Origin of the sequence: Nitrosomonas ureae, assembly GCF_900206265.1 — a bacterium.
Classification (GTDB): Bacteria; Pseudomonadota; Gammaproteobacteria; order Burkholderiales; family Nitrosomonadaceae; genus Nitrosomonas; species Nitrosomonas ureae_C.
Genome location: NZ_LT907782.1, coordinates 617,390 through 631,069, shown reverse-complemented (window position 1 = coordinate 631,069; position 13,680 = coordinate 617,390). Strand labels below are relative to the sequence as shown.

The 13,680-nt window shown below is 46.8% G+C and carries 6 protein-coding genes; 4 read left to right on the top strand and 2 right to left on the bottom strand.

Annotated features, from left to right (window positions below; genetic code table 11):
- Positions 1 to 163: 163 nt before the first annotated feature.
- Complete coding sequence (gene rlmKL, locus CPG39_RS02750) at positions 164 to 2,356, bottom strand: bifunctional 23S rRNA (guanine(2069)-N(7))-methyltransferase RlmK/23S rRNA (guanine(2445)-N(2))-methyltransferase RlmL (RefSeq protein ID WP_231990370.1); 2,193 nt, start codon at positions 2,354 to 2,356, stop codon at positions 164 to 166.
- Positions 2,357 to 2,642: 286 nt separating this feature from the next.
- Between rlmKL and CPG39_RS02740 the strand changes: the two genes are divergently transcribed.
- The 4 genes from CPG39_RS02740 (at position 2,643) to CPG39_RS02720 (ending at position 7,449) form a co-directional block, all read left to right on the top strand.
- Entirely contained in the window at positions 2,643 to 3,035 is a 393-nt protein-coding gene (locus CPG39_RS02740; protein ID WP_096291928.1) for a hypothetical protein, read from the top strand.
- 74 nt (positions 3,036 to 3,109) lie between these two features.
- The gene (locus CPG39_RS02735; RefSeq protein ID WP_231990369.1) at positions 3,110 to 3,991 is read left to right on the top strand and encodes an alpha/beta fold hydrolase; all 882 of its coding nucleotides are present in this window, start codon (positions 3,110 to 3,112) and stop codon (positions 3,989 to 3,991) included.
- 902 nt (positions 3,992 to 4,893) lie between these two features.
- Positions 4,894 to 5,763, top strand: coding sequence for a polysaccharide deacetylase family protein (locus tag CPG39_RS02725; protein ID WP_096291925.1), 870 nt, complete (start codon positions 4,894 to 4,896; stop codon positions 5,761 to 5,763).
- 12 nt (positions 5,764 to 5,775) lie between these two features.
- On the top strand, positions 5,776 to 7,449 hold the full coding sequence (locus CPG39_RS02720; RefSeq protein ID WP_096291924.1) for a glycosyltransferase family 4 protein: 1,674 nt from the start codon (positions 5,776 to 5,778) through the stop codon (positions 7,447 to 7,449).
- A 125-nt stretch (positions 7,450 to 7,574) separates the two neighbouring features.
- On the opposite strand, the gene CPG39_RS02715 is transcribed toward CPG39_RS02720, so the two are convergent.
- Positions 7,575 to 13,601: a DUF4214 domain-containing protein gene (locus tag CPG39_RS02715; RefSeq protein ID WP_096291923.1), complete on the bottom strand. Its 6,027-nt coding sequence runs from the start codon at positions 13,599 to 13,601 to the stop codon at positions 7,575 to 7,577.
- Positions 13,602 to 13,680 lie beyond the last annotated feature (79 nt).

Here is a 13,680-nt window from a genome sequence, read left to right as displayed (position 1 = left end):
TTAATGATACCGCTATTCGGTCTTTTTCATAGCATGTCTGAATATTTCCCGTCAATCCGCTTGTGAGGTAAGATGATATAAACTATCGGATTACTAAGAATTGATTGTTCATGCAGGTTTTTTGCTCAATAACTCTTGTGGCGCTATTGCTGATGAAATTTGATCAGCGAGATATTTTCCAGCAATAATGTATTCTGGGGTTGCGCACAAAATCCTCGGGGACCATCTTGGTGCTGATATCTTCAATGATCAGATCGCTTAATGCTTCCTTGTCCAATTTGAAACGGCGGAAATTGGTCGAAAAATACAAGGTTCCTTTGGGTGCCAGTAGGGCCGCGGTATTATGGATCAGTGGTATATGATCTTTCTGGATATCGAAGATCTCATCCATTTTTTTGGAATTGGAAAAAGTGGGGGGGTCGAGAAAGATCAGGTCAAATTGTTGTTTATGTTTTGCTTGCGCTTGTTGCGCTAGCCACTCCGAGCAATTGGCCCGAATCAGTTGGTGTTCGTCGCTGATGCCATTGAGATGAAAATTGCGCCTGGCCCAATCCAGATAAGTATTGGACATATCCACCGTGAGGCTCGATATCGCACCGCCGACTGCTGCATGCACGGTGGCACTGCCGGTGTAAGCGAATAAATTCAAGAAACGTTTACCTTTAGCTTGTTGTTGAATCAGTAAGCGTATTGGGCGGTGATCAAGAAACAGACCGGTGTCCAAGTAGTCCTCAAAATTCACCCAAAACTTGCACCCACCTTCCTCAACCACATGAAAGCGGCGGGAATTCCCTTGCTTTTCATATTGATCGATGTTTTTTTGCTTGCGGCGAATTTTCAAGAATACTTGTTCGGCGGGAATTTCCAGCACTTTGGGTATTTCTGCCACTATTCCGGCGAGCCGCTGATTGGCTTTGGCAGGGTCGATCGATCGGGGTGACTCATATTCTTGAACATTGACCCAGATTTTTTCGCCTTGATAAACATCCACAGCGACGGCGTATTCCGGAAGATCGGCATCGTATAGGCGATAACACTGGATGTGATTATGTTTGGCCCATTTGGTTACCTTTTTCAGGTTCTTACGTAATCGGTTGGCGAACATCTCCGCCTGATTGTCGGGCTGCCCGGCTTGGGCGCGGCGGTGGATGAATTCAATACGTTCCTGCTGGGATTTGGTTTTCGGTTCAAAAAAAGCTTTTTCCTCAATGGTCAATCGCAACAACTTGCATTCCAGTGCGCCATTAAAAAGCGTGATCGGTTTGTGCGAACGGATGCCCAATCGGAAGCCCAGTTCCGGATTGCCGATAATGATCGCGGCTTGCCAGCCAGTAAAGCGTTGTTTCAATACCTCGCCAAATTCACGATATAGCATTCCGGCTTGTTCTTCATCGCCAAGACGTTCGCCATATGGCGGGTTGCAAACGATCAATCCCTGGGGCCAGCTTGTCGCGGCGGAGGCATCGGCGATATGACGTTTCTCGATGTGGATCTTGTCGGATAACCCTACATTTTCAATATGCCGCAATGCGGCATTGACGCTGTCGCGATCCTGATCAAAACCAACCATCACCGGTAATGTGGCTAAGCCTATCTCGCGGCGCTGCCGGGCTTGTTCTAGAATGTTTTGCCACAGCGCAGCATCGTGTTGCTTCCAGCCTAGAAACCCGTAATAATCCCGTTGCAAGCCCGGTGCGATATCCCCTGCAATCAGCGCACCTTCCACCAAAAGCGTACCCGAACCGCACATCGGATCGAGCAGTGAACCCCCTTCGCGGGCAATTTTCGGCCAACCTGCGCGCAACAGAATGGCCGCAGCAAGATTCTCCTTGAGAGGTGCCGCAATATTGACACCGCGATAACCACGCTTGTGTGAACTTTCACCGGATAAATCCAAGCTTAACTGTGCGGTTTTGTTATGCAGATAGACATTGACTCGAATGCTGGGGTAAGCGGTATCGATGCTAGGTCGGCTGCCAAACTTGGCACGCATTTGATCGACAATGGCATCTTTGACTCTCAGTGCGCCAAAGTGCGTGTTATCGATTACCGGATTATTTTTGCTGCTGAACGATACCGCTAAACTGTCGTCAGGACCTAAATGCTCGGACCAGTCGGTGCGTTGAATGCCTTCGTAAAGATCCTGTTGGGAATTTACCTCGAAGCTGTTAAGTAATAACAAAACGCGGCTGGCAGTGCGTAGCCATAGACAAGCTTTATATGCCATGGCCAGATCGCCCTGAAAAGCCACACCAGCCAATTTTTGATGTACATCGTGTCCACCCAGAGCGCTGATTTCATTTGCGAGAATGCCTTCCATCGCTTTGGGCGTGGTGGCGAAGAGTTGGTATTGCATTATAATTTGTGATTGATTATGGAATAACCGCGTAGGATACGTGAATGTACAGAAGTCGCGCAGTTTTTTATATAACTATGGCTGGATTCGTTCAGCATTGATTGGATTCCTGCTGTTTAGAGAATCGTTCAATAATGCGGAAGCTTGGTTTCATTATTGCCTGCCTCTGATAGCAATCGAATTTCTTTTTGCATATCGCCGTGATAACCTCTGTCATGCAATGTAGGTACGGTTGCGTGTGAATCCGCTTAGACTTCCTCAATTTTTGATTTGAAAAGGAGCAGAAATGGATCGATTGGGACTTCCCATTGTCTTGCTGGCAGCTTTATGGGGGGCAGTAAACACGACACTGAGCTTTTTTCAAACCATTAATGCACGGCGCGACTTGATATTTGAACTGATCGATGAGTGTGGATACTGTGCCGGGAAGACACTCGGCCCAATAGAAATCTATTTCACCAATCTGCTGCCGCTTACTATTGGAAATATCATTTTTCTTAGTTTGATTAGCTATGTGATCCTGTCAATTCCGCGTCACATGAGGATTGAAAATAAGGAGGAAGCTGAGCATTTAAGAATAGCTTGCCGGATTATTGCGATATTGCCTATTTTCGGAGCCATTTCTTTTGCTGCTGGCGGCCTATTTGATATGGTGATGTTAGTCCGATCTCTAAATTAATGAAAAATCCTCGCATAAGCGTTTTTGTTTTTGCCTGTCTGTGTATGATTTTCGGTCTTGGCGGCTGTGCCGTTATGGACAAGGATATTCCGGGTTGGTCGCAATATCGTTATCCGGAACAGACGGGTGAATTGCGATTGGCATCTAAAAGTTTGGGTGAAGGGGATCCGGTGCTTCTGATTCACGGTTTTGGTGCCAGCAGTTATAGTTGGCGGCATATTGTTGAACCTTTGGCGCAGAAATACCGGGTAATCACCATTGATCTGAAAGGCTTTGGAGAATCGCCCAAACCACGCGATAACGCTTATTCCGTTTATGATCAGGCACGGTTGGTAAGGAATTTTATTCTTGAAAATAATCTGAAGAATCTTCACATTATCGGTCATTCTTACGGAGGCGGAGTAGCCTTGGCTGCATCGATCTATTTATCCTCTTCGCATCCGAACCTGCAGCGCAGTCTGGTGTTAATAGATAGTATTGCATATCCGCAAGAACTGCCCGGCTTTGTGAAAATACTGGCCACTCCGGTACTGGGTCCTCTAGTGATCCACGCTATTCCAAATGCTGTTCAGGTTAAAAGCTTGCTGAAGAAAGTGTATTTTAATGATGCCGCTATTCCGCAAAGCACCATTGATCACTATGCAGGCAATCTCGCCAAACCCAATGCAAAGTACGCAACACTCACCACCGTACGACAGTTGTTGCCGGCAGATTTACAGCAATTCTCAGAAAACTATTCGAGTTTGCTGCTTCCCGCCTTAATCATATGGAGCAGGGATGATGAAATTGTCCCACTGACCATTGGTGAGCGTCTGCATGAGAATTTGTCCAATTCGAAGCTGATTATCTTTAATGAGGTGGGTCATGCCGTGCAGGAGGAAGCGCCATCAAGGCTATTACCTCATTTACAGCAATTTCTGGATGCACAAACACATCATGGATCATCCGGATTGTAGGAGTACCTCTCGGGATAATGGATTCATATTATTGCCCATCATTCAGTGAAAACTCCCAGTTTCATTTGAGGATTGTCTAGTCAGTTTTTACTTGGGGTACGTGTTTTCAGCACACTTAAATTTTGCTTGACATTCTGAGTCATCCACAATTTCAGTAAGATACAATTGTTATCAGAAAAACTTCATGCCAGTCTGAGGAAGGTTCCATAACTGCATGATAAATATAAAATAATTAAAGTGTTAACTTATTAATCAATTCAAGAAAAACCCTTAGAAATATTTAAGTTAGCGTACCAAACAAAGCGTTATTCACAAAGTTATCCACAGAAATTGTGAGTAATAGATGAAACTCTCTGACAAATAAGGTAATAACCCGAGAAAAAAGATTGTAGTTAAACTTGTGTAGCGCTAAGGAGCAAGCTTTTCGCTATGGCGGGATTCGCTCAGGCTTGACCGGTATAAAAAAGGGGGCCGTGAAGCATATTTGTAGACTGGTTTTTATCAGCAATTATTTCATGTGCACGGTAGTATTAAAATTGAGCAGCTAGAACAGTGCATTACCGGTCAATCCAAAGCATCATCTTTCAAATTCAAACAAAAAAATGTACCGTGTATAGCCTTAAATAATATCTTCTGCTACATCACAGAAACCACCGCGCTGATTTTACAAACAGCATTGATCATTATTTCACTAAAATTGATTGGCGGGGGATGAGGTAACACAATTCCGGAAATTGTCGCAGAGCTCTTAAGAGCAGTATCGCATTCGCTATTAATTATTTGACGTATATATTATTTTAATAAAATGAGATATGCTGCTTGCGTATGATTTTCCTCAACAAAACACGGACAACATTTTATACTGAGCTGAATTTATAAGATATTGCGAGTATTTCGTTAAGATGAATATTCTGACTTACGATATAGAAGATTGGTTTCATATGCTGGACATTGAGTGTACTGCTACAGAAGCTCACTGGCGCAATTTTAAGCCACGCATCCATGCCAATGTCGATCGTTTACTGGAGCTAACCTTGCTGCATGGGCATAAAGCAACTTTCTTTTGCCTGGGTTGGGTGGCTAAGCATTATCCGGAAATTATTCGCCGGATTGATGAGCTTGGTTTTGAAGTGGCTTCCCATTCATACATGCACCAACTAGTCTATCAGCAAACCCGGTGTCAATTCCGAGAAGATTTAAGGCGTTCAATTTGCACTCTGGAAAATATTACCGGAAAAAAAGTTAAAACCTATCGAGCACCCGGTTTCTCATTTGTTAGAGGAAATACCTGGATAGTCGAAACTTTGCTTGAAAATGGAATCGAAAGAGATAGTTCTATTTTTCCTATTGAACGAGGGCATGGCGGCTATAAAAACTTTGGACGAGCACGGCCTTCCCTATTAGGTTGTGCAAGCGGACAAATTAAAGAATTCCCAATCAGTCTTGGGAAGATTTTAGGTAAAAAATTAGTATTTTCCGGAAGAGGATATTTCAGATTGATGCCGTTCTGGGCGATTCAGAAATTGACCAATCAGACTGATTATATGATGACATATTTTCATCCGCGAGATTTTGATGTTGATCAGCCAGTTTTAAATATTCCGCTCCATCGAAGATTTAAATCCTATATAGGCTTGAAAGGTGCCCATAAGAAACTGGATCGATGTTTGGCTCGGAACAAATTTATTGACATCGAAGCAGCCGATAAGCTGGTGAATTGGACAAGAGCCCCGGTAGTTAAGATGCAATCCTGTAGTGGGTATTTCGAATAATCAGTGCTGTCTATGGCTGAAATGTCAGTTGAATTTATTGGATTAATATTATCTCTGGCAATTTTCTTGTCACTGTTGCTGATGCCAATTACTTCCAGCTTGGCTCAGAAGGTTGGGGCGATAGATATTCCAAAGCTGCGGAGTGTTCATACAACACCAAAGCCGCGAATGGGTGGCCTGGCAATTTCAATTAGTTTTGTAATAATTTGTTTGATTTTTTTTCCACTGAATGCTTTTTTTATTGCCTTTCTGACAGGATTGATCGCAATTGTCATAACCGGCGCTGTTGATGACATCATGGAAATTTCACCAAGCTGGAAATTTCTGGGTCAATTTATATCCGCAACATTGTTTGTTTATCTGAGCGACATGCAAGTTGAGCATATTGGGAATATTCTGAGTATTGGTGACATACAATTGGGTAAGGCATCGATGTTTTTCACGATATTTCTCTTGGTGGGGATCATCAATGCCCTGAACTTTACAGATGGGCTGGATAGTCTGGCGGGTGGAATCTCAGTAATTGCACTGGCATTCTTGGGTTATTTTGCCTGGAGTGTCAATCACGATGGGTTAATGATAATTGCCATATCTCTAATTGGTGCGATTATTGGTTTCTTACGTCACAACAGTTATCCCACCCGAGTTTTTATGGGCGATAGCGGGAGTATGATGTTGGGTTATGTGTTAGGGGTAATGCTTGTCAGTTTGAATCATACCGCTCCGCAACTGCCGCTATCCGCGCTTGCTATGATAATAGCGCTGCCGCTGTTTGATACATTGTCAGTAATGGCAGGGCGTATTTTTTCCAAGAACAATCCATTTCTTTCTGATCGAAGGCATTTGCATCATCGTTTGATCGATATCGGGTTGTCTCATCCGGCAGTAGTATCGGTGATCTATCTTGCGATGTTTGCCTTCGGTTTATTAGCAATCATGCTGCAATCCAAACCGGATTGGGTGATCTTTCTAAGTCTGATCAGCGCAGGATTGCTGATGTTTTCATGGTTCATGCTCGTACGAGGAACCGGTATTTGCAGCAAAAAATGGACGATTCCTTATTTTGATAAACTCAGGCAATCTGATGTTTCCAAACTGATGGCTCATTGGCTTGAAAGATGGCATTCAATCGGTATCACAATACTTGTGGCATTGCTGCTTCCTGTACTGCTTGCACCACTGTTTGGTTTAAGCGGTAGTAAGGCTTTGATATTATATGGTCTGGCAGGATTATTGGTATTTTTTTCCTTTCGCACGCGACGTGCAGCAGACTTAAGTATTCTGCATGGCACTTTGTATTTAAATATTTTTGCGTTGATACTGGTTTACAATCTCTCAGCGCTGGCTCAGTTTTCCTGGCTCCATGAGTATATAAACGGACTGTCGGTGATAGCATGTTTATCGGTGATGTTGAAGTTGGTGTTCACCGAATGTAAAGAAATTATCTTTTTATCAGACTTTGAGTTGTTGGTTCTTTTCATTATCGGGTTTGTGGTTTTTATAGTTATGGGGGATTTGCAAATTTCTCCAATGGTTTTGCAAGCTGTGCAAAACACCTTTTTGATATCTATTCCATTCATGATGGTTATGAAAATCAATATTCGTACTCATGGACAGGATCGTTTATATATTTTCTTGCCTATTATTGCACTTGTCATCATGGCGACCAGAGTCTCATTGGCATAGTGCAACTGATTTATTAATATGCTCTCAATTGCAAAGGCATAAGTTAAGGCGTATTGAATTGCGCTGTGTCGATTTTTCACTATTACTTATTACTGAGCGTAACATTTATGCAGGTGTATAAAACTTCATATCCATCCCTCCTGCAGCATCACGCTGCCGATTAAATGGGTTGCTGCCTCGCTGCCCTGTGCAATTTCGACAGCCAGCCATTTTCGCTCAATTTGACCGTTAGCCAACCGCGACATTTGCAAGCTGAGTTCATCGTCAGTTGCAGAACGATCCAGTGTCCGGGAATAAATTGTTTGTACGTAGTCTGCGTCGGTTAACGCATCCAGATCGGCGCGCTGCTGGAACCAATCCAGAATTGTGTCAGGATCGATCTGATCTTGCAGTGCTTCCCGCCCCAATTGCCATTCAGCCATAGTGGCATCCCGATCGAAGAAGCCATGGAATAGGCGGCCTAAAATCCCTTCAGTTGCATTGTGTGCAATGACAACCGATTCTCCATTGTCAAAGGCTATCATTTCAGCATTCTTCAGATTCAACATGGCGCCATCGCTTAATTGCGTTAATTCCAGCCAGTCACCTGAAAATTCCACATGCACATTTTCTCGTGTGCCCGGGAACTGCAAAGCATCATGGCCTGCGCCACCATTCGCATTGATGGATAGTCCCAGCGGCAGATAACCAAGATCGTTTTCATCGCTGCCCGTAAAGTTTCGAATTGCGTCCAGGCGGATAATCGATGGATTGGTGTTCAGACCTGCGAGCAATTCATCACTGGTTTTATCATGTAATTCAATGTCTTCAGGAAGGTTGTAAAAAGCTGTCAGGATTTCATCAGGAGTCGCATTCTCCCAATTCTGTACCGCGTTGCCTTCAACCGCTGTTAAATCACGCTTCAGCCATGTTCTTGCCAGATGATGCGCAACCGCTTCATTCTCAGAGTAAGCTATGACTGCGCTACTGCCGGTAGCAAATTGGAGCAATTCGATATCCGTCAATGTATCCGTTTCTTCATTACTGAGTTGTGTCAGCATAACGTTGTCATTGTTTATTTCAATCCGGTAGTCTGATAATCCTCCTTCCAGTACCGCAGTATCGAAACCCAATCCGCCGTTGAGTCGGTCATTTCCGCTTCCACCGCTTAACCGATCGTTGCCGCTGCCACCGAAAACGATATCATTGCCGGTATCCCCCGAAGTCTGATCGTCGCCGCTAAGGCTACCGATCGTATCATCGCCACCGCTGCCAAATAAAACATCATTATCAGCGCCCAACACGATATATTGATTGTGATCGTCACCTACGACATAATTTTCACCGGCGCCTCCTGTTATGTTGACTGCTCCGACGATAAATGCAAACGCGACATTCATTAATTGAAGAATGCTGCCGGGTGGCAGATTACTGGCATCGATTATCAGTGCCTGCCGGAGATCACCGGTATTTTCCGTCCCTGTAATGATAATGGGGAGTTCGGGGGCTTGATTGCTATTAATTGTGGGGGTTACGGTGCGAATACCGAGTGTGGTTTCAGAATTGAGCGTAGACAAGAAATTTTCAACCGGATTAACAACTCTTTCATCCGTGCTATCGAGTCCGGCTTGTTGTGCGATACGTTGGATCAGATCACTTCTGGCATTGGTCAAATTCATTTCCTGAGGCAAGCCCTGGGCATTCACGCCCACGCCAGTGGGTAAACTGATAGTTAGTAAGGTGTTGCCCGATGTTCCGGTAATCAGCGGAATATCTGCGCGATCATTCAGCAGCGAAGACGGATCGTCTTCCCGTGTTCCGGTGATGGGTAATAGAGTGGTTATTACGGTGCCGTCCGCTTGCGTTGTCGTGGCAATTTCAACGCCATCGACCGTTGTGGTCGTTGAGCTGCCATTGCCGCCACCGCCGGAAGATGAAGTCGCAACGGTTACGATAATGCCATTACCAGCGAGATCTGCCACATTGACGGCGGCATCGGCGCCTGCCGCCCAATCCTCCGCAGCGGCCAGATTGTAAGTTGTCGCATCAGTCGATGTGGTGCCTGTTTTGTTCAAAAGAAGATTAGCTGCGGCTTTGTCGGTTGCGCTCAAAGTGAGAGTGAACGTGGTGCCGGAAGTGATCTCGACATCGACAGAATCAGTGAGTGTGTAGGTAGCGCCACCTTCGCCGGTAAAAGTAAATTTGGAAGCATCGATATCGTTGGCAGCGCCGCTGGTTTTCAGGAAGCCGCTGCCGGTCACTACCAATATGCCGGTGCCCGTGTTATACGTCGCCGAAGTGATCTCCGGCGCGGCGACATTGGAAACGGTTACGCCGTTGCCGGTAGTATCGGCCACGTTGACGGCTGCATCGGCACCGGTCGCCCAATCTTCCGCTGCAGCCAGATTATAAGTAGTTCCACCGGTGGAAGCGGTGCCATTTTTATTGATGATTTGGTTGATGGCGGCTTTGTCGGTGGCACTTAATGTAATTGTAAACGCGGTGCCGGAGGCGATCTCGACATCGGCGGAATCAGTCAGCGTATAGGTTTCACCGCCTTCGCCGGTGAACGTGAATTTGGATGCATCAATATCATTGGTTGCACCGCCGGCTTTCAGGAAATCGGTGCCGGTTACTGCCAAGGCACCCGTGCTGGCGTCATAGGTGGCGGACGTGATGGCTGGTGCTGCCACATTGGAAGCAGTAATGCCGTTGCCGGTGCTATCCGCGGTGTCGCCGCTGGTGACATTGGTGTTCCAGTCATCCGCTGCAGCCAGATTGTAAGTAGTTCCCCCGGTGGAAGCGGTGCCATTTTTATTGACGATCTGATTGATGACGGTCTTGTCGGTAGCGCTTAACGTGATGGTGAATGCGCTGGCGGAAGTGATTTCGACATCGGCGGAATCGGTCAGCGTATAAGTGGTCCCGTCTTCGCCGGTGAACGTTAAGAGTGATGCATCGATGTCGGCACCGCCGCTATTGGCTTGCAGATTAGTGGCGGTGACGACTAAAGCACCGGAAGATGCATCATAAGTCGCTGAGGTGATTCTTGGATTGATTGAAACGGTTATTGCATTGATCGTGTCGCTAATATCAGTCGCAGAATCAGCACCCGCCAGCCAGTTGTCTGCAGCGGCCAGGTTATAGGTAGAACCCCCCGATGAGGTCGTGCCGGTTTGGTCCAGCAATGCATCCACGTTGGTTTTGTCCGCGCCGGATAGGGTAACGCTGAAAGAAGTTGCCGAAGTGATTTCCACATCCGACGAACTGGTGATGGTATACGTGGCATTGGCAACGCCGCCGGTCAAGGTTAATGTGGAAATGTCCACATCATTATTAGCGCCGGTCTTGTTAAATAGATGGGTGCCGGTAACGACCAGGATACCCGAATCAGAGTCGTAGGTTGCCGAAGTGATTGTAGGTGTTTGAACATTGCTGACTGTGATGCCATTGCCTGTCAGGTCGGCGACAGTGCTGGAAGCTGCGGTTCCGGCCATCCAGTCTTCAGTCGCCGCGATATTGTAAGTGGTTGCGCCGGAAGAAGCGGTGCCGTTCTTGTTCAGCAAGCCGTGCACGGCCAATTGGTCGGTTACATTCAGCGTGACGCTGAAGGCGGTTGCCGAGGTGATTTCAACATCCGAAGAAGTTAATGTGTAACTGCCGCCTTCGCCGATTAATGTCAGCAGGGAAACTGCAATGTCGTTGCTCGCGCCACTGTTGGCAACAAAGTTGCTTCCGGTTACGGTCAGAACATGAGTGCTGGCGTCAAAAGTAGCGGAAGTAATCGCCGGAACGGTGTAGTTGCTGACCGTGATGCCATTACCGGTGAGATCGGCTACCGCTACTGCGGCATCGGCACCCGCTGACCAATCTTCGGCGCCCGCGAGATTGTAGGTCGTGCTGCTGACCGACGATGTGCCATCCTTATTCAGCAGCGACTCAACATTGATCAGATCCGCGCCAGTCAATGTTGCCGAGAATACCGTACCTGATGTGATTTCCACATCCGTGACGGTGGTCAGCGTATAAGTCGCACCGCTTTCTCCGGTGATAGTCAGCTTGGACAGATCAATGTCGTTACTGGCACCGTCGTTGGAGAGAAAACCGGTTCCGGTGACGGTTAGCATATTGCTGCTGTAATCATAGGTTGCCGATGTCATGGCTGGTGCGGCTACATTGGATGCGGTGATGCCATTGCCTGTCGTATCGGCTACGGTAACCGCCGCATCGGCACCGGCGGCCCAATCTTCCGCAGCGGCCAGATTGTATGTGGTGCCGACGGTCGAAGACGTGCCATTTTTATTGATGATCTGATTAATCGCGGCTTTGTCGGTCGCGCTCAACGTAATGTTGAATGCCGTACCGGAAGTGATTTCGATATTACTGGAATCGGTCAGCGTATACGTGGAACCGCCTTCGCCGGTGAGCGTAAATTTGTTGGCAACAATGTCGTTGGTGGCACCGCTGGCATTCAGGAAACCGGTGCCGGTAACCGTCAGCGCGCCGCTGTTGGCATCGTAAGTAGCTGAAGTGATCGCAGGCACAGCAACATTGGCCACCGTAATACCGTTGCCAGTCGTGTCCACTACACTGACGGATGCATCGGCACCCGCTGCCCAGTCTTCCGCAGCAGCCAGATTATAGGTCGTGCCATCGGTTGACGCTGTGCCGTTTTTGTTGGCGATTAGATTGATCGCGGCTTTATCAGTGCCGCTCAGGATTACGGTGAATGCCGTGCCGGAGGTGATCTCGACATCAGGGGAATCGGTCAATGTGTAAGTGGTACCGCCTTCACCTGTAAAAGTCAGTTTGGAGGCATCGATGTCATTCGTGGCACCGTTTGCTTTTAAGAAGCTACTGCCGGTGACCACCAGCGCCCCGGTGCTGGCGTCAAAAGTGGCGGATGTGATCGTGGGTGCGGCTATGTTGGAGGCGGTAATGCCGTTACCGGTCGCATCTGAAATATCGGTATTGCCGATTACGGTGTTCCAGTCATCGGCGGCGGCTAAGTTATACGTTGTGGTGCCCGTGGAGCTGGTGCCATTCTTGTTAATAATCTGATTGATCCCGGCTTTATCGGTGGCGCTGAGCGTAACCGTGAAAGCCGTACCCGAGGTGATTTCAACATTGCTGCTATTTGTCAGTGTGTAAGTGGATCCGCCTTCGCCGGTGAATGTAAGTTTGTTGACGGTGATGTCATTGGTTGCGCCGCTCGCTTGAACGAAATTTGATCCGGTAACGACCAGGGTTCCGGTGCTGGCATCGTAGGTGGAAGAGGTAATCGTTGGTGTTTGCACATTGCTGACAGTGATGGCGTTACCTGTAGTATCGGCGTTACCGGTTTGAGCAGGATTCCAGTCAACCGCTGCTGCGATATTATAAGTGGTTGCGCCTACTGAAGAAGTGCCGTTTTTATTCAACAATCCTTCCACATTGATCTGATCGATGGCATTTAAAGCAACCGTGAATTGAGTAGCTGAAGTGATTTCGACATTGGACGAAGTGAGCGTATACGTTGCGCCGCCTTGTCCGGTCAGGGTCAGTTTTGAAACATCGATATCATTCACTGCGCCGCCGGTAGCAACCATGTTGGTACCCGTGACGATCAACGAATTGGTACTGGCGTCGTAAGCGGCTGAGGTGATCGTGGGAGGAACAACCGCTGCTGAAATGTCGATATCATCGACGGTCAGTTCTACCGCACTGCCAAAAACAAAACGTATCTCATCAATATTGTTAAATGCGGAATTGAACGTCAGCAATCCGCTGTAAAGTGGTGCAAAATTATCTTGTTGTGTATAAGTGATATTTCCAGCCGCATCGCTGATGGCTAAATTGACAGATTCCGCACTCACGATCAGAGCGTTATCCCGGTAACCGGCGATGGTTAAAGAACTTGAAGCACCATTAGGACCATTGTCAATTTTGAATGAATTGAGCTGAAAATCGGAGCCGTCCGAAGATTTGAAGTAAAAATCGGTTACGCTGGCGCCGCCATAATTGGAAATAATGGATCGTCCGCCGGATTGATTCAAAAGCACCGAAAGCTCTCCAGAATTGGCATTTGCAAAATTGACTGCGCTACTGGCACCAAATGTCCATCCGCTGTAGGTGGCCGAAGTAACGTTATCGTTAGTGACTAGCGGATCGCTATCGAAATTTGTAGTGGTCATTGCGTGACTCCTTTGAATGTTCTAAAACTTCAGGCTAATCATTGTTTCTGAAAATATACTATTCAAGTGTGATCGTTTC

Coding starts and splice junctions, on each gene's coding strand:
- rlmKL (WP_231990370.1), bottom strand. CDS start 2,356: ATGCAATACCAACTCTTCGCCACCACGCCCAAAGCGATGGAAGGCATT.
- CPG39_RS02740 (WP_096291928.1), top strand. CDS start 2,643: ATGGATCGATTGGGACTTCCCATTGTCTTGCTGGCAGCTTTATGGGGG.
- CPG39_RS02735 (WP_231990369.1), top strand. CDS start 3,110: ATGGACAAGGATATTCCGGGTTGGTCGCAATATCGTTATCCGGAACAG.
- CPG39_RS02725 (WP_096291925.1), top strand. CDS start 4,894: ATGAATATTCTGACTTACGATATAGAAGATTGGTTTCATATGCTGGAC.
- CPG39_RS02720 (WP_096291924.1), top strand. CDS start 5,776: ATGGCTGAAATGTCAGTTGAATTTATTGGATTAATATTATCTCTGGCA.
- CPG39_RS02715 (WP_096291923.1), bottom strand. CDS start 13,601: ATGACCACTACAAATTTCGATAGCGATCCGCTAGTCACTAACGATAAC.